The sequence below is a fragment of the Methylocella sp. genome, assembly GCA_037200525.1.
GTDB lineage: Bacteria > Pseudomonadota > Alphaproteobacteria > Rhizobiales > Beijerinckiaceae > Methylocapsa.
In genome coordinates, this window is record JBBCGG010000001.1 from 4,851,481 (window position 1) to 4,867,843 (window position 16,363).

The 16,363-nt window shown below is 58.9% G+C and carries 21 protein-coding genes; 5 read left to right on the forward strand and 16 right to left on the reverse strand.

Annotation, left to right across the window (positions count from 1 at the left end; genetic code table 11):
• Window positions 1–67: 67 nt before the first annotated feature.
• Window positions 68–397 carry a polyhydroxyalkanoic acid system family protein gene (locus WDN46_23940; GenBank protein ID MEJ0096342.1) on the forward strand — a complete coding sequence of 110 codons (330 nt, stop codon included), beginning with the start codon at window positions 68–70 and terminating at the stop codon, window positions 395–397.
• A gap of 58 nt (window positions 398–455) precedes the next feature.
• On the opposite strand, the gene WDN46_23945 is transcribed toward WDN46_23940, so the two are convergent.
• The gene (locus WDN46_23945; protein MEJ0096343.1) at window positions 456–665 is read right to left on the reverse strand and encodes a TOBE domain-containing protein; all 210 of its coding nucleotides are present in this window, start codon (window positions 663–665) and stop codon (window positions 456–458) included.
• A gap of 174 nt (window positions 666–839) precedes the next feature.
• On the opposite strand from WDN46_23945, the gene WDN46_23950 reads away from it, so the two are divergent.
• A complete protein-coding gene (locus WDN46_23950; GenBank protein ID MEJ0096344.1) occupies window positions 840–1,325 on the forward strand; it encodes a TOBE domain-containing protein in 486 nt (161 codons plus the stop codon).
• Here the strand turns inward: WDN46_23950 and WDN46_23955 are convergent.
• The gene (locus WDN46_23955) at window positions 1,255–1,674 is read right to left on the reverse strand and encodes a ModE family transcriptional regulator (GenBank protein ID MEJ0096345.1); all 420 of its coding nucleotides are present in this window, start codon (window positions 1,672–1,674) and stop codon (window positions 1,255–1,257) included. The genes WDN46_23950 and WDN46_23955 overlap by 71 nt on opposite strands.
• A 247-nt stretch (window positions 1,675–1,921) precedes the next feature.
• Between WDN46_23955 and WDN46_23960 the strand changes: the two genes are divergently transcribed.
• Entirely contained in the window at window positions 1,922–3,844 is a 1,923-nt protein-coding gene (locus WDN46_23960; protein MEJ0096346.1) for a S9 family peptidase, read from the forward strand.
• A gap of 232 nt (window positions 3,845–4,076) precedes the next feature.
• Here WDN46_23960 and WDN46_23965 read toward each other — a convergent pair whose 3' ends face one another.
• The 4 genes from WDN46_23965 to WDN46_23980 all read right to left on the reverse strand — a co-directional run bounded on the left by WDN46_23965 (window position 4,077) and on the right by WDN46_23980 (window position 7,021).
• Window positions 4,077–5,057, reverse strand: a complete 981-nt coding sequence (locus tag WDN46_23965) for an aldo/keto reductase (GenBank protein MEJ0096347.1) — start codon at window positions 5,055–5,057, stop codon at window positions 4,077–4,079.
• Between the two features lie 410 nt (window positions 5,058–5,467).
• Window positions 5,468–5,980: a 2-amino-4-hydroxy-6-hydroxymethyldihydropteridine diphosphokinase gene (folK, locus tag WDN46_23970; GenBank protein ID MEJ0096348.1), complete on the reverse strand. Its 513-nt coding sequence runs from the start codon at window positions 5,978–5,980 to the stop codon at window positions 5,468–5,470.
• The gene (gene folP, locus WDN46_23975) at window positions 5,961–6,740 is read right to left on the reverse strand and encodes a dihydropteroate synthase (GenBank protein ID MEJ0096349.1); all 780 of its coding nucleotides are present in this window, start codon (window positions 6,738–6,740) and stop codon (window positions 5,961–5,963) included. Before folP ends, folK begins: the two co-directional genes overlap by 20 nt.
• Window positions 6,741–6,811: 71 nt before the next feature.
• Complete coding sequence (locus WDN46_23980) at window positions 6,812–7,021, reverse strand: hypothetical protein (GenBank protein ID MEJ0096350.1); 210 nt, start codon at window positions 7,019–7,021, stop codon at window positions 6,812–6,814.
• Between the two features lie 444 nt (window positions 7,022–7,465).
• Between WDN46_23980 and WDN46_23985 the strand changes: the two genes are divergently transcribed.
• The gene (locus tag WDN46_23985; GenBank protein ID MEJ0096351.1) at window positions 7,466–8,086 is read left to right on the forward strand and encodes a hypothetical protein; all 621 of its coding nucleotides are present in this window, start codon (window positions 7,466–7,468) and stop codon (window positions 8,084–8,086) included.
• 106 nt (window positions 8,087–8,192) lie between these two features.
• Here WDN46_23985 and WDN46_23990 read toward each other — a convergent pair whose 3' ends face one another.
• The 3 genes from WDN46_23990 to xoxF5 form a co-directional block, all read right to left on the reverse strand.
• On the reverse strand, window positions 8,193–9,035 hold the full coding sequence (locus tag WDN46_23990) for a substrate-binding domain-containing protein (GenBank protein ID MEJ0096352.1): 843 nt from the start codon (window positions 9,033–9,035) through the stop codon (window positions 8,193–8,195).
• Window positions 9,036–9,040: 5 nt separating this feature from the next.
• Window positions 9,041–9,499 carry a c-type cytochrome, methanol metabolism-related gene (locus tag WDN46_23995; GenBank protein MEJ0096353.1) on the reverse strand — a complete coding sequence of 153 codons (459 nt, stop codon included), beginning with the start codon at window positions 9,497–9,499 and terminating at the stop codon, window positions 9,041–9,043.
• Window positions 9,500–9,648: 149 nt separating this feature from the next.
• Window positions 9,649–11,445 carry a lanthanide-dependent methanol dehydrogenase XoxF5 gene (gene xoxF5, locus WDN46_24000; GenBank protein ID MEJ0096354.1) on the reverse strand — a complete coding sequence of 599 codons (1,797 nt, stop codon included), beginning with the start codon at window positions 11,443–11,445 and terminating at the stop codon, window positions 9,649–9,651.
• A gap of 54 nt (window positions 11,446–11,499) precedes the next feature.
• Here xoxF5 and WDN46_24005 point away from each other — a divergent pair, with 54 nt between their 5' ends.
• Entirely contained in the window at window positions 11,500–11,907 is a 408-nt protein-coding gene (locus WDN46_24005; GenBank protein MEJ0096355.1) for a hypothetical protein, read from the forward strand.
• A gap of 13 nt (window positions 11,908–11,920) precedes the next feature.
• Here WDN46_24005 and WDN46_24010 read toward each other — a convergent pair whose 3' ends face one another.
• The 7 genes from WDN46_24010 to WDN46_24040 form a co-directional block, all read right to left on the reverse strand.
• Entirely contained in the window at window positions 11,921–12,256 is a 336-nt protein-coding gene (locus WDN46_24010) for a hypothetical protein (protein ID MEJ0096356.1), read from the reverse strand.
• 75 nt (window positions 12,257–12,331) lie between these two features.
• Window positions 12,332–12,583: a hypothetical protein gene (locus tag WDN46_24015; protein ID MEJ0096357.1), complete on the reverse strand. Its 252-nt coding sequence runs from the start codon at window positions 12,581–12,583 to the stop codon at window positions 12,332–12,334.
• Window positions 12,584–12,769: 186 nt separating this feature from the next.
• Entirely contained in the window at window positions 12,770–13,369 is a 600-nt protein-coding gene (locus WDN46_24020; protein ID MEJ0096358.1) for a glutathione S-transferase family protein, read from the reverse strand.
• 145 nt (window positions 13,370–13,514) lie between these two features.
• On the reverse strand, window positions 13,515–14,045 hold the full coding sequence (locus WDN46_24025) for a hypothetical protein (GenBank protein ID MEJ0096359.1): 531 nt from the start codon (window positions 14,043–14,045) through the stop codon (window positions 13,515–13,517).
• A 111-nt stretch (window positions 14,046–14,156) separates the two neighbouring features.
• The gene (gene rlmJ, locus WDN46_24030; protein ID MEJ0096360.1) at window positions 14,157–14,996 is read right to left on the reverse strand and encodes a 23S rRNA (adenine(2030)-N(6))-methyltransferase RlmJ; all 840 of its coding nucleotides are present in this window, start codon (window positions 14,994–14,996) and stop codon (window positions 14,157–14,159) included.
• Window positions 14,997–15,039: 43 nt separating this feature from the next.
• Window positions 15,040–15,849, reverse strand: coding sequence for a ribonuclease T2 (locus WDN46_24035; protein MEJ0096361.1), 810 nt, complete (start codon window positions 15,847–15,849; stop codon window positions 15,040–15,042).
• A gap of 16 nt (window positions 15,850–15,865) precedes the next feature.
• Window positions 15,866–16,318: a hypothetical protein gene (locus tag WDN46_24040; protein MEJ0096362.1), complete on the reverse strand. Its 453-nt coding sequence runs from the start codon at window positions 16,316–16,318 to the stop codon at window positions 15,866–15,868.
• Window positions 16,319–16,363 lie beyond the last annotated feature (45 nt).

A 16,363-nucleotide genomic window follows, 5' to 3' on the forward strand; every position in this document is an offset into this window, starting at 1 on the left:
ATTTGGCCTTCACGTTCTTTCGCGCGAAGCCTCGACTGTCTACATAGATGGGATCGGAGGAGCCCTGATGCCAAAATCGATCGTCGTCGTCGTGCCGCATAATCTTGGCGTGGAAGCCGCAAAAAAGCGCATCGCGGAGCGCATTGACGTGTTGCGCTCGTCCTATGTCGACAAACTCGGCTATTCGGAAATCAACTGGACCGGGGACAGAGCCGATCTGCGGGTGGTGGTTTTTGGCCAGACCGTCACCGGGCAAATCGATGTCATGGCGGATAGTCTGCGCATTGAGGCGCAGCTGCCGTGGATTCTCGAGGCGCTCGGCGGCAAGATCCAAGGAGTTCTGACGAGCAACGCCAAAGAATCGCTGCGGATCGGCTACACGCCGCCGAAAGCCTGATTACGCCAGCGGCGAATCCAACTCCTGGGGACCCGCAGCTCTCCCGCAATGGAAAAGTTTACTCGACTGCGATCATAACATCGGACGATTTAATGACGGCGTGCGCTTTCTTGCCCTTGGCGAGCCCCAGCTCCTCGACCGCTTCATTGGTGATCGAGGCCGTGACGATCCCGCCGCCCTTAAGCTCGAGTTCGACGTGGGCCGTGGTGGCGCCCTTCTTGACGTCCTTGATGGTGCCTTCGAGAGCGTTGCGGGCTGAAATCTTCATTTTTTGAGCCTCCGCCGAGAAACCAGAAGGATGTCGGGCGTCGAGCCCGAATTCACAGATTAACTGCGACCATTTTTACATAGCTTCTTTGGAGTCGCGCCGCTAGAAGATAAATATGGGCGGTAGGCCGAGGCGGCCGTAACTACAAAAGCCGCCCGAACACCGGCGAAAATCATGTTGGAGGCTAGCAGAAAACCGGCCGCCCGGCCCGTGCTAAAGACGGCGCTTTCCGCACGCGTCCTTCGCCACGACGAGGCGATGGCGCTAAGCACATTGTTCTTCGCGGACGGCGAGCTGCGCGTGCCGCTGATCGATTATCCGATCGGTTCTGGAGCCATCGTCAGCATCGACGCCAGCGACGTCTCGGTCGCTTTATCGCGGCCGATGGATGTATCGATCACCAATCGCCTGCCTGGAGAGATCGTCGAAATTGCGTTTTTGAAGCCGCCTTATGTTCGGGCGACGTTCAATCTTGGCGAGACGCATTTGCATGCGTTGATCACGCGTGAATCGGTCGAGCGCCTTGCTCTCGCGTGCGGTCTTCGCGCCTGGGTGATGATCAAGGCCGTGGCGATCTCTGGCCGCGAACTCAGGCCCCATTGCGCGCCGCAGCCGCGACCTTGGCCTTTGAATCAAAATTCCAATCAAGTGAAGCGCTAATCTCCTCAAGGGTTTTTTTCGAGGAACTGGCGGCGTGGCGTTCAATCGAACGGTAAAGTGCGACAAGTCGTTCGCCGAATTGGGTAATCTCGGCTCCCCCCTCGCGCCTGCCCGGAAATGTCGCGACGACGGGACTGTCGAAGGTGCGGTTCAGCGCATCGACGCCTAGCCAGCAAGTCCGATATGACAGTTGCAAAGCGCGGCTCGCGCCAATGATGGAACGCTCGACGCGAATCGCGTCGGTCAAGGCGAGATCTTCGGGCCCGAAAATTCCCCCATTCGGCAAACGGAGAACGACGGAAACGGAGGCGATCCGCAGCTTGCCATATCCGGGTTTGCTTTTCGCCATAAACCGTCCCTTAGGCCAAAGGCGACGACCGGATAGCTCCAGTCGCGACGCTCTATAATGTATAAATATATATATAGCTTAATAAGATGTTGTGTCACGATCGCTTTACATGTGGCGACCAGCTGCTCCGTGTCTTGCGCCCGCTCGACCGGCTGGCCCATAATGTCGCCATGAGCTTTTCTGACGCCCTTCCAGCAATTTCCATTTCGCTCCGCCTCGCCGCCTGCAAGCCTGCATTTCCGCCCGCATGAGCAAAAAAGCGCCTTACGGGACCTGGATCTCGCCGGTCACCGTCGAACTCATGACCGCCGCAGCGATCGGCCTTGGCGGCGTGACTGTCGATGGCCAAAATCTCTATTGGCTGGAGAGTCGGCCGTCCGAGAGCGGCCGCACGGTTTTGTGCCGGCGCGGCGCTGATGGCGTAATCGTTGAACTGACCCCAGCGCCTTTCAACGTTGGCAGCCGGGTTCATGAATATGGCGGCGGCGCTTTTGGCGTCGAAAGCGGCGTCATCGTCTTCAGCGAGCGCAAGGATGGCGCGGTCTGGGTCATCGAGGGTAACCGGCCGCCGCGCAGAATTGCGACGCCGGACGACTGTCGCTATGCCGATTTCGAGCTGGATTTGGCGCAGCGTTGCGTCCTGGCCGTCCGGGAAGATCACCGCGACCGCCCGCCGAACGATCCAAAGGCCGCGATCGTCGCCTTGTCGCTCGATAACGCCGGCCCCGAGACAATTTTGATCGAAGGTCCCGATTTCCTGAGTTCGCCGCGCCTTTCGCCAAATGGCGAAAGGCTCGCCTGGATCGCCTGGGATCACCCCGACATGCCCTGGGACGCCACGAGGCTTTACTTCGCCGGCATTGCCAAGGGCGGCGCGCTCGGAACGCCAAAGCTCGTCGCTGGCGCAAATGCGCCGGAAGCGATTGTGCAGCCAAGCTGGTCGGCCGACGGCATTTTGCATTTTTCTTCTGATCGCAGCGGCTGGTGGAATATTTACGCTCATATCGACGGCGTCGATGTCGCCATCTCCCCGATCGATGCTGAGATTGGCGGCCCGCACTGGGTGTTCCACCAGCGCTACTACGCTTTTTTGCCCGACGGGCGCATCGTCGCGGCGATCGCGCAAGACGGCGTGAAGCGCGCCGCCGTGATCGCTGAGGGCAAGATCGCGCTGCTCGACATCGGCCAGGTCGCTGAATGTCCGCAACCGATCGGCGATGGACTGGCCTATATCGCAACGCCGCCAACCGCGCCGCCGGCAATCGTCATCCAGCCAAAATTGGGCGAGGCGGCGACGATCGCCGTCCGCGCCGCTGCGCCCGCAATTCTGCCGGATGAGACTATTTCGATCGGCGAGCCGATCACATTTCCAACTTCCCACGGCGCGGGACACGCTTTCTGGTATCCACCGAAGAATCGCGATTATGAAGGCCCGGCTAACGCCCTGCCGCCGCTCGTCGTGCTGTCGCACGGCGGGCCTACCAGCATGACGACGAATCATTTCAATTTGAACGTACAATGGTGGACCAGCCGCGGCATCGGCGTCGTCGACGTCAATTACGGCGGTTCGACCGGTTTTGGCCGCGCCTACCGCCGCCTGCTCGACCGTCGATGGGGCATTGTCGATGTGGAGGATTGCAGCGCGGCCGCGCAATCCCTGGTCGAACGAGGGCTGGTCGATGGCGCCCGCCTCGCCATTCGCGGCGGCAGCGCCGGCGGCTTCACCACGCTCGCGGCGCTAACCTCCTCAGATTTGTTCAAAGCCGGAGCCAGCCTCTATGGCGTCGCGGATTTGATGTTGCTCGCCAGGGACACGCATAAGTTCGAGTCGCGTTACCTCGACAGGCTGATTGGTCCGCTGCCGCAGGCAGAAGCGCTTTATCTTGAGCGATCGCCGATCCATCATCTTGATCGCCTCGCCTGCCCGGTGATCTTTTTCCAAGGCCAGGACGACAAGACCGTTCCGCCCAATCAGGCTGAAACAATGGTCGCGGCCATGACGGCGCGGGCGCTGCCCGTCGCGTACTACGCATTCGCGGGCGAGGGTCACGGATTCCGCAAAGCCGAGACTCTGCGCCGCGTTCTGGAGCTCGAACTCGATTTCTACGGTCGCGTCTTTGGTTTTACCGCGCCGGGCTTGAGCGAACGCGCCGTGATCGCCAATATTTGACGAGGCTGTTGTGCCTCGTCGGCAACGGACGCCTCCGCGCCGGCGCAGCCGCGAGGACTGAAACCGTTGAGGACTGCGCCAAACGATTTCATGTCCGAGGGGGCAAATAACACCGCGTTATTTTGCGCCCCTCTTAATCGCTGATCAGCAATGCGCTCTACCATCGCCGATCGAGGAAGTCGCCATGACGAAGCCTCTCCTCGCTATAAGGACTCGGCCGCAAGGCTGAAGATCAGTTGAAGCCGACCACGGGGTGCGGCACATAAGCCTTTTCCAAAATCGCGATTTCTTCGGCGGTAAGTTTCAGCGACAGAGCCGCCACCGCATCGTCGAGATGATGAAGTTTTGAGGTGCCGACGATCGGGGCCGTCACGCCCGGCTTCTGCGCCACCCAGGCAAGAGCCACCTGCGCCCGCGGGACCCCGCGCTTCCGCGCGATTTCCGCCACTTCCGCCACGACTTTGCGGTCGGCGTCGACGGTAGTGGCATAGAGGGTCCGGCCGAATTCGTCGCTTGCCGCCCGCTCGGTCACTTCGTCCCAGTCGCGCGTCAGGCGACCCCGCGCGAGCGGGCTCCACGGGATGACGCCAACGCCCTCCGCGCGGCAGAGCGGCAGCATCTCGCGCTCTTCCTCGCGGCTGAGGAGATTGAGATAGTTTTGCATCGTCACAAAGCGCGTCCAGCCGTTCAACCCAGCGACATAGAGCATTTTCGCGAACTGCCACGCATACATGGACGAGGCGCCGATGTAGCGGGCTTTGCCGGCCTTGACCACATCATGCAAGGCTTCGAGCGTCTCTTCGATCGGCGTCCCGTAATCGAAGCGATGAATCTGATAGAGGTCGACATATTCGACGCCGAGGCGACGCAGGCTGTTGTCGATCTCAGTCATGATCGCCCGACGCGACAGACCCTGCCCATTAGGTCCGGGGCGCATGCGGCCGTGCACTTTCGTCGCGATAACCACATCGTCGCGCGTCGCGAAATCCTTGAGCGCGCGGCCGAGGATCTCTTCGCTCGAGCCATCGGAATAGACATTGGCCGTGTCGAAAAAATTGATGCCGAGCTCGAGCGCTTTCTTGATGAAAGGTCGGCTCTTCTCCTCGTCCAGAGTCCAGCTATGAGTCCCGCGGTTGGGCTCCCCATAGGTCATGCAGCCAAGGCAGAGACGAGAGACGTCAAGTCCAGTGTGACCAAGCTTCACATATTCCATCGCGCCGTTTTCCTCATTCGATCTTCCGCAGTCTGCGTTCGGAGCGAGGCATTACCACGGCTTCAGCTTCTGATTTAGTGGGAAAATCAATCAGCGCTTTTCAGAAGGACTCAGAGACCGCCGCTCATCGCGGCTCGTGGATTGCCTCGAAGGACTGCGCGCGAGCGCCAAGCCCGAAGCATGTTCTTGTTTCGACGCATGAATTTTCCGAAAGATTGGCAACTGCCCAGGATGGCGCTTTAGCAGAAAACGCCCTCCGCGTTGGGCTTCACTTTCGCGAGATCTTTTTGAAGCAATGTCAATGAGGGCGCGGAGCCGGAACCCGCCGCGGATTTTTTTACCGAGAGTGGCCGCAACCAGGCCTGAGGCGCCAAATTGAAGCGTCCGCGGCCGAGCAATGGGCGGCGGGGCTAGCCTTGCGCGCTTGGCCATTTCTCGACGCCGCCGCTGACGCCGGCCGCCGCCTCGCCGATCTCGCGGCCGCCGAGGCGCAAATGAGGCGCGATCTCGGCGAGCGGCACGAGAACGAAAGCGCGGTTGAACAGATCCTTGTGCGGCAAGACGAGGTCGCTCGTCGTCCAGATCTTGTCGCCAAAAAACAAAATATCAATGTCGATGAGGCGGGGCCCCCAGCGAACGCCGTCCTTGCGCCCCATCTCGGCCTCCACGGCTTTGACTTCCGCAAGCAGCTGCGCCGGATCGCAATTCGTCGTCGCCAGCGCGCAGGCGTTGGCGAAATCCTCCTGGTCGAGGTAGCCCCAGGGCGCTGTTCGATAGATCGAGGAGACCGCGCTTACGACGACCGCGCCGCGCGCATCGAGCAGCGCCAGCGCGCGCAAAATATTGCCGGGCTTGTCGCCGATATTACTACCAAGTCCAAGGCCGATTTGGACGTTTTGACGATCAGGCCCTGTTGATGGCATCGAGAACCTTGAACGCGGCTAGGTGTTCGGCCGCGTCGTGAACTCGGAAAATCGAAGCGCCGTTGGCCGCCGCGACGAGATTGGCGGCGAGGGTGGCGATGAGACGAGGTTCGATTTTCAGATCTCCAAGCGGAGCCTCCCCGGCAATCGAGCCGAGCAGGGATTTACGCGACAATCCGACCAGCACCGGTAGGCCATAATCTTGCAAAGCGCGCAAGCCATGCAGCGCTTTTAAATTTTGGCTTCTAGTTTTGGCGAAGCCGATGCCCGGATCAAGAATAATATGGCGGTTGGGAATTCCGGCTTTGGCCGCAAGCTGCAGCGAATGGTCGAAGAAACGACGCATGTCCGCGACGATGTCGCGGTCGGGATCGATCTCGGTGCGATTATGCATGATGACGACGCCAGCCCCGGCCTCGGCCACGACGTCGGCCATCGCCGGATCTTTTTGCAAGCCCCAGACATCGTTGATGAAGGCGACGCCCTGCTCCGCCGCCCACCGCGCTACGGAAGCTTTCGATGTGTCGATCGAGACTGGCTGATCGATCGCATCGACGAGGTCGCGAAGCACAGGTTCAAGCCGCGCCCGCTCCAACCCTTCCGGCACGGGTTCATGTCCCGGCCGCGTCGATTCGGCTCCAACATCAATGATGTCGGCGCCCGCCGCGACGAGCTTGCGCGCTTGGGCCACCGCAGCCGCGGATGTCTCGAACTTACCCCCGTCGGAAAAAGAATCCGGCGTTACATTGACAATGCCCATGATCAAGGAGCCTGCGAGGGCGAGAAAGCGATCGCGTTTCGCCGACGCCGGCTCCAGATCAGCGGTTTGGCTCAAAGATCTCTGCTTTCTTTTTCGGGATAGCTGCAACGCCATTTCGCCACGATGATATTGGGATGCTGATCGGCCCACTGCGCAATCGTTGGCGGCGCCTGCATCATGCATTGCATCAGGCTCTCGCCCTGATCGACGAAAGTAAGATATTTATCTTCGCACGAGGCGGGTTGGCTAAGAGCGCAAACAGTGAGGATTAAATCGATCATTCCCATCGCGAGGTCACCTTTCTCCAGCTAATGAGGGCGGCTTACCAAGGCCCTTTGCGATCGGAGTGACCGCTTCGCGTTCGCAAGCACAACTCATGCCATTAAGAACGTTCACCTTAATTACCTCGTTAACGAACGTAAACCTTTAGGCGGGCGCAAGACGCATTTGCCGCACCTTGGCGTACGGCCCTCCTCTTCAAATTGTCTTGATAGAGGGCCCTCAAATATTTCCAAGCGCAAACGCTCGGCCTCTTCCTGCGTTCCAACGGCGGCGTCGCGAGCATATTCCCGTTGGCGCTGAAACATGCTCTAACTAGGCAAAAGGCAGAGCAAAGAATGCAATTCTCAAAGCGCGCCAAGCAACTTTTTTATAGTTCAAAAGCCGTAGTGGTTTCTATGGGGCGGCGATCAGAGGCTAATTCGTCGGCCCCGCTGCGGAGCGCGATGATTGCCTGCGCGGTCCTCACGCTTACCGCAACGCTCCAGACAGGTTCAGTCTTCGCGCAAGACGCCGAAGCCCGTAAACCCGACAAAGACTGGCCCTGCAAGCAGATTCTCGTGCGGGAGATTTCCCTGCCGGCCATATGGTCGGGTCCCTCGATCGATGACGTGAATTGGCGCAAAGACACCGCCCTCGCTGAGCTCGTCACGCGGCTCGCGGCGCGGCGGACGCCGATCGAAACGGCCGAAGGGGCCATCGCGGACTTCGCCAAATCCGCTGGACCCGACAAACAGTCTCGGCTAGTCGCTCTATTTGGAGGACTTTTTGATACGCTCAATGCCGAGCGCACGGACGTCATTGACGGGCTTATCCGGTTCGGCCAAAAGCGGAAGAAACTCGCCGAGAAAATCCGGACGGAGAACGCTCAGATCCAGAATAGCCCGGAGGCGGCCGGCCCCAGCGCCGAGGCGCAGCAAGCAAATCCTCTCAGCGCAACCCTGGAATTTGACCTTCGCATTTTCGACGAGGGGCGGCAGTCGCTGGCCTATGTATGCGAAACGCCGACTTTGATCGAACAAAGGCTGTTCGCTCTCGCCAGAATCATCCAAAACAATCTCGATTGAGCGCGCGAAATCATCGCAAAGTTAGCTGTGTTTCTTGATTGGCGTTGCGCAAAAAGACAATAAAGGCTTCAGCCGCTCGAGTTGAAGCGATCGCGCTCTAGTCTCGTCAATTCTTCTTCGGCTTGTCGTTCTCGTCGAGGAGAGGAACGCCGTAATCCTTCAATATATTGTCGATTTCGCCCTGATTTTCGGCGATGGCTTTGTTCAAAAGACGCTTCCATTCCTGATCGGAATGGCGAACGCCCATTCCCATGCGGAAAATCATTCGCGGTCCGGTGGTTTCTTTAATGAGGGGCGCTACCACCACAGGCGACTTGGCCTGCTTCGCAAAATAACCGGCGATCGGTCCCCAGAGAATGGCGACATCGATGTTGCCTTGCTCAAGATCGTTCATCATGTCCACGGTCGGCGCATCGTAACGCGTGTCGACCACCAGAGGATAAGACTTGATGTTCGGCAGCAATCCATTGACCGCGAGATTCGTCACCGGCGGCGTTCCGGCGATGACGCCAATATGCTTGCCCTTGAGTCGCGGATCTTCCAGCGTCTCCACAGTTTCGAGGCCGGCGCCTTGCTTCGAGACCAGCGCATAGGAGGTGCGGTAATAGGGATTTGTAACCTGAACGATATCATCGCCCTGCGGCATGCCGATGATGACGTCGCAACGATGCGCGCCCAATGTGTTGCGCACAAATCCAGAGGAATTCGGGTAATAGGTATAGGCTACGCTTTTGCCGAGCTTTTGAGAGAGCAGCTCGGCAATTTTATTCTCGAGGCCTCTGCCCTCCTGATCAGAAAACGGCAGATCGCGCGGGTCGGCGCAGACTCGCAAGACCTTCGGATCGACCAGTTCTATCGCCTCGTCGTCAGCCTGCGCAAAGGCCTTGCTGACCAATGACGGAGGCGCGAGCAGAAAAATGAGACACGAGACGATAGCTGAGGGGCGCATCGTTATTATCCGTCGATGCAGGCGCGTTCCGCTTCGGTCGCCGTGGGGAGCTTTGGGCCATGCTCGGCGGGGCGCCCACGGGGGACTGCGTCGTTGGATCTGGCCCGAAGATAAATGTAAATATCGTCGAGATAGCACATCACGTTCTTATTGTCGGCGAACGCAGGCATGACGTTCTCGCTGCTGGTCGTGACGTTCTGTCGGCCACTCACAACCGTACCGACGAACTCGGCGTAGCTGAGGGTTTTGACGGAATTTTTCAGAGCCGGCGCGTAAGAAGAGCCTTCCCCATCGGGGCCGTGGCAGACGTGACATTCGGAATGATACCGGCGAAAGCCCGAATAGGTGAACCAATCCACAGTGCCATCGGGTTTGATGTCATATGTCGGATCGCCCTTAGCGTCGAAATTCTTGCCAAGGTCATCCTGCTTCACTGATTTGGGATCTCCGGGCGGATCGGCCATGACCGACGTTGAGAACGAAATAAGAATAGTGAGGGACATGGCCCACACCGCAGAACGTATTTGCACAGTATATCCTTATCCGAAAGATGACTAAAAACGATCTCGGCGCAGATGCGCCGAGACCCACTTCATGCCAAAGATCAGGCAGTTTATTTGCCGTGAAGGCCGAACACGGTAAGCGTTCCGCCGAGCGCGGTATAGTTTGACAGAGCGGCATAACCGCCGACCGCGCCGAGACCGTCGGTCGACTTCGTCAGGCCAGCCGCAAGGCCGATGCCCGCCCAACCGCCAACGCCCGACAGAACTGCGACATATTGCTTGCCGCTGTGCTCATAGGTCATCACGTTTCCGATGATGCCCGACGGGGTTTTGAACTTCCACAGTTCTTCGCCTGTCTTGGCGTCTACGGCTTTCAGGTTGCCTTCGAGGGTCCCGTAGAACACGAGGTTTCCGCTGGTCGCGAGAGCGCCTGACCATACCGAGAAGGGCTCTTTGATCGCCCAAGCGATCTTACCCGTCTTGGCGTCCCAAGCGATGAAATTGCCCATGTTGCTCTGGCCTTTCGGCGGATACATGGACAAGGTCGCCCCAACATAGGGCTGGCCCGCAGTATAGCTCACTCTGAACGGCTCATAGTCCATGCAGACGTGATTGGTCGGGACATAGTTCAGCTCGGTGATCGGCGAATAGGCCGACGGCTGCTCGTCCTTGGAGCCGAGAGCGGCAGGGCAGATCCCTTTATAGTTCACGTCCTCGCCAGCGGACCCAGGCGCAAATTCAGCGACAACCTCTGGCCGGCCATAGGTCTTCGAGCTCTTGTCGAGATCGACCTTCGTCGCCCAGTTGACAGCCGGATCATATTTTTCAGCAACCAGCGGCTCGCCGGTTACGCGATCGAGCGTATAGCCGAAGCCATTACGATCGAAATGCACCAGGACTTTGCGAGTGCCCTGATTTTGCAGGACCATTTCGTTGATGCCGTCATAATCCCACTGATCATGGGGCGTCATCTGGTAGATCCATTTGACTTCGCCACTATCCGGGTTGCGGGCCCAAATCGACATCGACCAGCGATTGTCGCCGGGACGCTGCACCGGGTTCCACGTCGAAGGATTGCCGGAACCATAATAGACGAGGTTCAGCTCGGGATCATAGGAAATCCAACCCCAAGTCGTGCCGCCGCCGATCTTCCATTGATCGCCTTCCCAAGTGTTGGTGCCGGAATCCTTGCCGACCGGCTTGCCAAGGCTCATGGTCTTTTCTGGATTGATGATCGTATCGGCATCCGGGCCCATCGAATAGCCGCGCCAAGCGAGCTTGCCATCCTTAATGTTGTAGGCGGCCACATAGCCGCGCACGCCGAACTCGCCGCCGGACACGCCAATCAGCACCTTGTCCTTAACGACCTGCGGCGCCGAAGTTCCCGTCGCGCCCTTCGAAGGATCGCCATCCTTCACAGACCAAACGACTGCGCCGGTCTTCACGTCGAGCGCGACCAACGTTGTGTCAGCCTGATGCAGGAAGATCTTGCCGTCGCCATAGGCGACGCCGCGGTTGACGGTATCGCAGCACATCACCGGAATGACGTTCGGATCCTGTTTGGGCTCATATTTCCAAAGGATTCTGCCGTCGTTGTTCAGATCGAGCGCATAAACCATGTTTGGAAATGGCGTCGCGAAGTACATCACGTCGCCGACGACGAGCGGATTGCCTTCATGGCCGCGCAGAACGCCGGTCGAGAAGGTCCATACCGGGACGAGATCCTTGACGTTTTTGCTGTTGATTTGGTTGAGTTCGGAGAAGCGTCGATTGGCGTAATCGCCAGTCGGTATGACCCACTGCTTGGAGTCTTTCTGCAGAGTCAGCAGGTCGTCATTAGCGAAGGCCGCGCCATTGGCCAAAAGCGCAGTGGCGGCGACACAGGACATAAGTAAAATCTTGCGCATTCATTTCCTCCGGGCACTGTTCAGTGTCACTGCGAAGCTTATTGTGCCTCGGCAGTGAGTTTCACTACGTATCTTTCCGGCAGCGTGTCACCACCTCGGCGAGAGAATGCTTATGCACACTGCTCCCGCACCGACCTTCGAAAAGAGTCAACGGCCCCACCGCTGGCTCATGAAGCCGGAAAAAGTACCGCAAATGTATATAGCGGGCCGGCCCGCGACACAATAGTCTTTGCACATCAGGAAATTCTCTCGCGCCAGCAATCGTCAGAGCGAAATCGCGGCTTTGGCGACGCGAATTCACCATGGCGCAAAGGGAAAAGAGGCATCATTTTCAGCCAGCCAAACAGCAGCCCGCTTTGGCTCATCCGACAAAATCGGAATCAAATTTGTTTCAACGTTCAGCAAGAATTGAAGCAGTCAACAGATGATGTTTTTTCTCATTTATTACTTGTCTGTAGCTGAATAAGATTATGTTCTAAAAGCAACGGATCTCCGCCTCCGCCTCCGCCCGGCGCAGATCGGCGGACATCGCTTTCAATTGGTCGCTCGCGCGAAACATGGAGCCGATCGCGCCTTGCGCCTGGGTCAGGCTCCCGACGGTTTCCGCGTCCACATAGCGGTCATAGGGCAGCAAAGAGGCGATGACGTCGATCGAACACGAACAGCGCTTCAAAATCTCGCGCGTTTCGCCATTGGTTTTCATGCAAACGAAAACATAATCGGCTCGCGCTTCGGTCGGATAGTCATTGAGTTCAGCCGCGGCAACTGGCGTTGCGAGAAGCAGCAGCAGAGTCACGCCCGCAATTTTCATGATTTCGCTTTCTTGGGCCAAGAGCATTAGGGAGCCTGAGTCAGGATCGAAAGATTTCTTGCAGAAATCAAGATCTCATTCGACGCGAATCGGCGAGGCGGCAAGCCGCAAGCCCAAGAGGGCGCAAAGCAGCAATCCGGCGACCGGAAAAAAAGCCTGCGGAAAAAGAGCCTGGCAACTCGCGCAAAGAAATGTGCCAAGGATTGTCGCGGGAACCCAGCCGCCGGCCAAATAGCTGCAAGCCAGGGCGATGGACAGAATGAAAAACACGGCGATGGCGGCCCCGGAAAAAAGCCGCAAGGCGCAGACCAAGATGTGCCGGGTCATGGCGAAGACCTCCTCAAGCGCGCCCGCGTCTGGGTCGCGCTGCTACTAGGTCTTAACTATGTTTTGATCTGAGCTTTTTGAATGTGTGATCGGCCACGCGTCATTTAGCAGGCAAAGACGGGTGAAAGTCCGCTGGGGCTTGGGCTCGCCCGTTCAGTTTTGCGCCGCAAAAATTCGCCCATCGATTCATTGCGCGTTCGTTGCGGCGTATGTCGGGATTTCCACGGAAAAATCCTCCAGCCATTTGACGAGATTTGGATGATCTTTGCGCCATGACCCGGCGAAGCGCAAATCGAGATAGCCAAGAGCGCATGCGACTGCGATATGCGCAATCGTGCGCGCTCCGGCCGGCGGGGCATTTTCCAGCGCCGCCAGCCCGCGGATCACTTTCCCCTCCTGCCACGCCGGCCATTTCGGATCCTGCTTTTCGACCTCGCGAAGGCGGCGTTCATAGACCTGAAGAAGGCTGGCGTCGGCAATTCCATCAGCCAGCGCGGCGAGCGTCAGGGTTTTAAACCTGTCTGCGGGCGCGGCGGGAACAAGCACCCCGCCGCCAGCGAGATAATCGAGATAATCGACGATCACCGCGCTATCGAAATAAGTCGCGCCATTCGGCAGGGTGAGCGCTGGAATTTTGCCGAGCGGATTGTACTTGAAAATTGCGTCCGCCGAATCGCTCGTATTCGTCGCGATGACTTCGATTTTGTCGGTCAGCCCGGCAAAGGCCGCGGCGATTATAACTTTTCTTCCAAAGGGCGAGGCCGGGGAGGAACGTAAAACCATCATTCTTGAACAACTCCGCTGACCGGAATGCGTGGCGAAGCCAGCGCTTTCCGGGCGCGGCGGTCCAGCTTTAAGCCAAAGCGGAGCGCGGGGCGAGCCCCCTGCCGACGAGAGCTATGGAAGCGGGCGGCCTGCAACCGGCGCGACTTCAATCCAGCGAGCAGGCATAAATGGCCTTGATCCTCGACGTCACCCGCATGCTCGGATAGCCGTCCGTGACGTTGCTTATCAAGAAGGTTCCGCTTTCCCCAGGCCCGACGATGCCTCCGGCGGAGAGAGTCACTTCCGCGAGCGAGAGACTCTGGGTCAGAATTTCAACCCTGCGGATGATTTTGCCGGGCAGCACATTATTCACATCCCAGGTGAAGGCATTGGCGAAAGCGACGACCGAGGGGCTGGCCGAGCGGACTTTTTTCACGTCGGCGTCATCCACCGGCTCCGGCACGCAAGCGGCAAGCTTGTCGCCGAGACCCTCGGCTTTGAGCCGCGCCTCGGCGTCATTCTGGCAGGCGTCGCGGCAACCTCGCATGAGATCGCGGATCGCCTGGTCATCGATGTCGGGCGCCGTCATCTTCGCCTTAAGGCAGGCGCGGAAACAAGTTTCGGCGGCCGGCGCCTCTTTGGGCGCCGCGATCAGCGCTGCAGCTGCGACGGCAAGAGCCAATATCGATCTCAGCATCGACTATTTCCTCCCCTAGTTTTATTTAGCCCGCTCATTGCCCAGCAGCAATTGAGGAGCCCGATCCAAGAAACTGGGGCGGCTTTCAGCCTTGGCAAGACGCTATCGGGCTTATGGCCCGGCCAGCCATTCAATCAAATGATCGGGCTGACCATCGCCGAGGCAATGGCTGAGGCAGGGTAGAATGAGCCTTGCTTCCGCCTCCAAAGAAAATGGCGGATTGAGAATGATCAAGCCAGACCTTGTCAGTGCCCCCTGCGGCCAGACGGCGTCGATCTGGAACTCGATCCGCAATAACCGGCCTTCGCGGCGCGCGAGCGCCTGAGCCATCGCCGCTGCTTTGGCGCGATCCTTGACGGGATACCAGAGCATATAAACGCCAGTCGCCCACTTGCGCCACGCGGCAGCCATGGCATCAGCCAGCCGCTCAAATTCATTGGCGTCCTCGAAGGGCGGATCGATCAACACGAGCCCACGGCGCTCGATCGGCGGGATAAACGCCTTGAGGCCGGTATAGCCGTCAATCGGCATCAATTTTATGCGCGCATCGCGCCCGAGATTGGCTTTGAGACGCACGAAGGCTTCGGGGTGAAGCTCACAGAGCTGCATCTTGTCCTCTGCCCGCAACAAGGCTTTGGCGATCGCTGGGGAGCCGGGATAGCTTGGCTTATCCTCGCGGAGCAGCGGCGCGATGATGTCGAGATAGGGCTGGATCAGGCGTTGCGCGTCGAGCGGCAATTGCGCCCCCGCGAGCCGGCCGACGCCGCCGCGCCACTCGGCGGTCTTCTCCGCCTCGGGACCGGAAAGATCGTAAAGCCCGCAGCCGGCATGGGTCTCGATATAGCGAAAAGCCGCCGCCTTCAAAGCCAGATGAAGCAGGATTCGCGTCAGAAAAATATGTTTGAACACATCGGCAAAATTGCCAGCGTGAAAATCGTGACGGTAATTCATGGTTCTTCTTACGCGCCGCGCGGAAAGAATCGAGCTTGCGGCCTCAAAGCGCCGGGGGCACAGAAATCTGGCCGATTGGGCAGCCGCGGCGGCTCACCTCCGGGCAGTCGTGAAAATCGCGCAAATCCTTGGAAAAGCAGATCCTGACTTCTTGCAAAACGCCGCGCGAGCAGCCGACGCCCAGCATTCCGGGGCGCAGACGCCGATTGGCGGCGATGAATGCGCGTTGAATGTCCATTGGCGTCCAGGTCTGATCAGTCTTTGCGTCTTGGAAAGGCTGCGGAATCACGATTGCTTCGCGCGCCTGGCGCACATCGTTGAAATAATCCGTTGGACTTTTGCCGGAGCAGACGCCGTGTTTGCGCCATTCATATCGCGCCAGCCCTTCATCTGGGTAGAGGCCGGCCGCCGCCTGCAAGGCGATGCGCGATGGCGATGGCGCGCCTGCGCAGTCCGATGGGAAGCCGTGTTCATATTGCAGCCAGAGCCCGTGGACGACAAAGCCCAGATTGGCGCCGGGCTCGCATTGACCACGCGCCCGCGCCGCAGCCGGAGTTTTGCAAAAACTGGCCGACCATGAGAGCGAAAGAACATAAAAATCAAAGTCGCCCGGCGCGCTGGAGCCCGGTGCGCCCATCGGCGTTGCGCCGTGCGGCAAAGCAGGGGGCCCAGCGCTTGAATCGCCGGGAAGCGGCCGTTTATCCGCGCAATTGTCCAAAATGCAGCCGCTATCGGCGGGCGCGGCGCGGGCGGCGCCAAACGGGGCCGCGCAGCAATAGATCGCCGTGGCGAGCGCGAGACTGGCGGCGCCTATTTTGCCGGAACGGCTGATCCTGCGGAGAGCCCGAACCATCAGCGCGATGTTTCGCTCAGGGCCGCGCCATTTTGCAATTCGGCGCATCGGAGTTGCTTCGATCAAGACCGTCAACGCACCATTCGATGCCGAAACCATAGCCGAAGACGCCGAGATCCTGGTCGATCGAGTAGGACACCACGCGAATCTGATCGTCATTCATTTGGACGCGCGCCTGACAATAGCGCCGCTTAATATAATCAAGGCCATTCGACCTGAAGCCAATTTCCTTCACCCGTTCGAAACCCACGATCTCCAGGCCGGTCTTCCAGAATTCGCTTTCCCGATCATGAAATCGTGATCGAATTTCACCCAGCGGCGCGGGATCGTCGCAGGCCGGCAGAACCGCGTCATAGGGGCTATAGCGCCGCTCGGCGGGCACGAGAGGGCGCGCCACGGCGCTGGAAGCAAAGCCTCCGACGACAAGCAGCGCCAGGGCCGAAAGTGAACCGGAAATCCTACGCCCCATAAACCTGCTCCGCTTATTCATTCAGCTTCTATCCGCGCGCCGCCC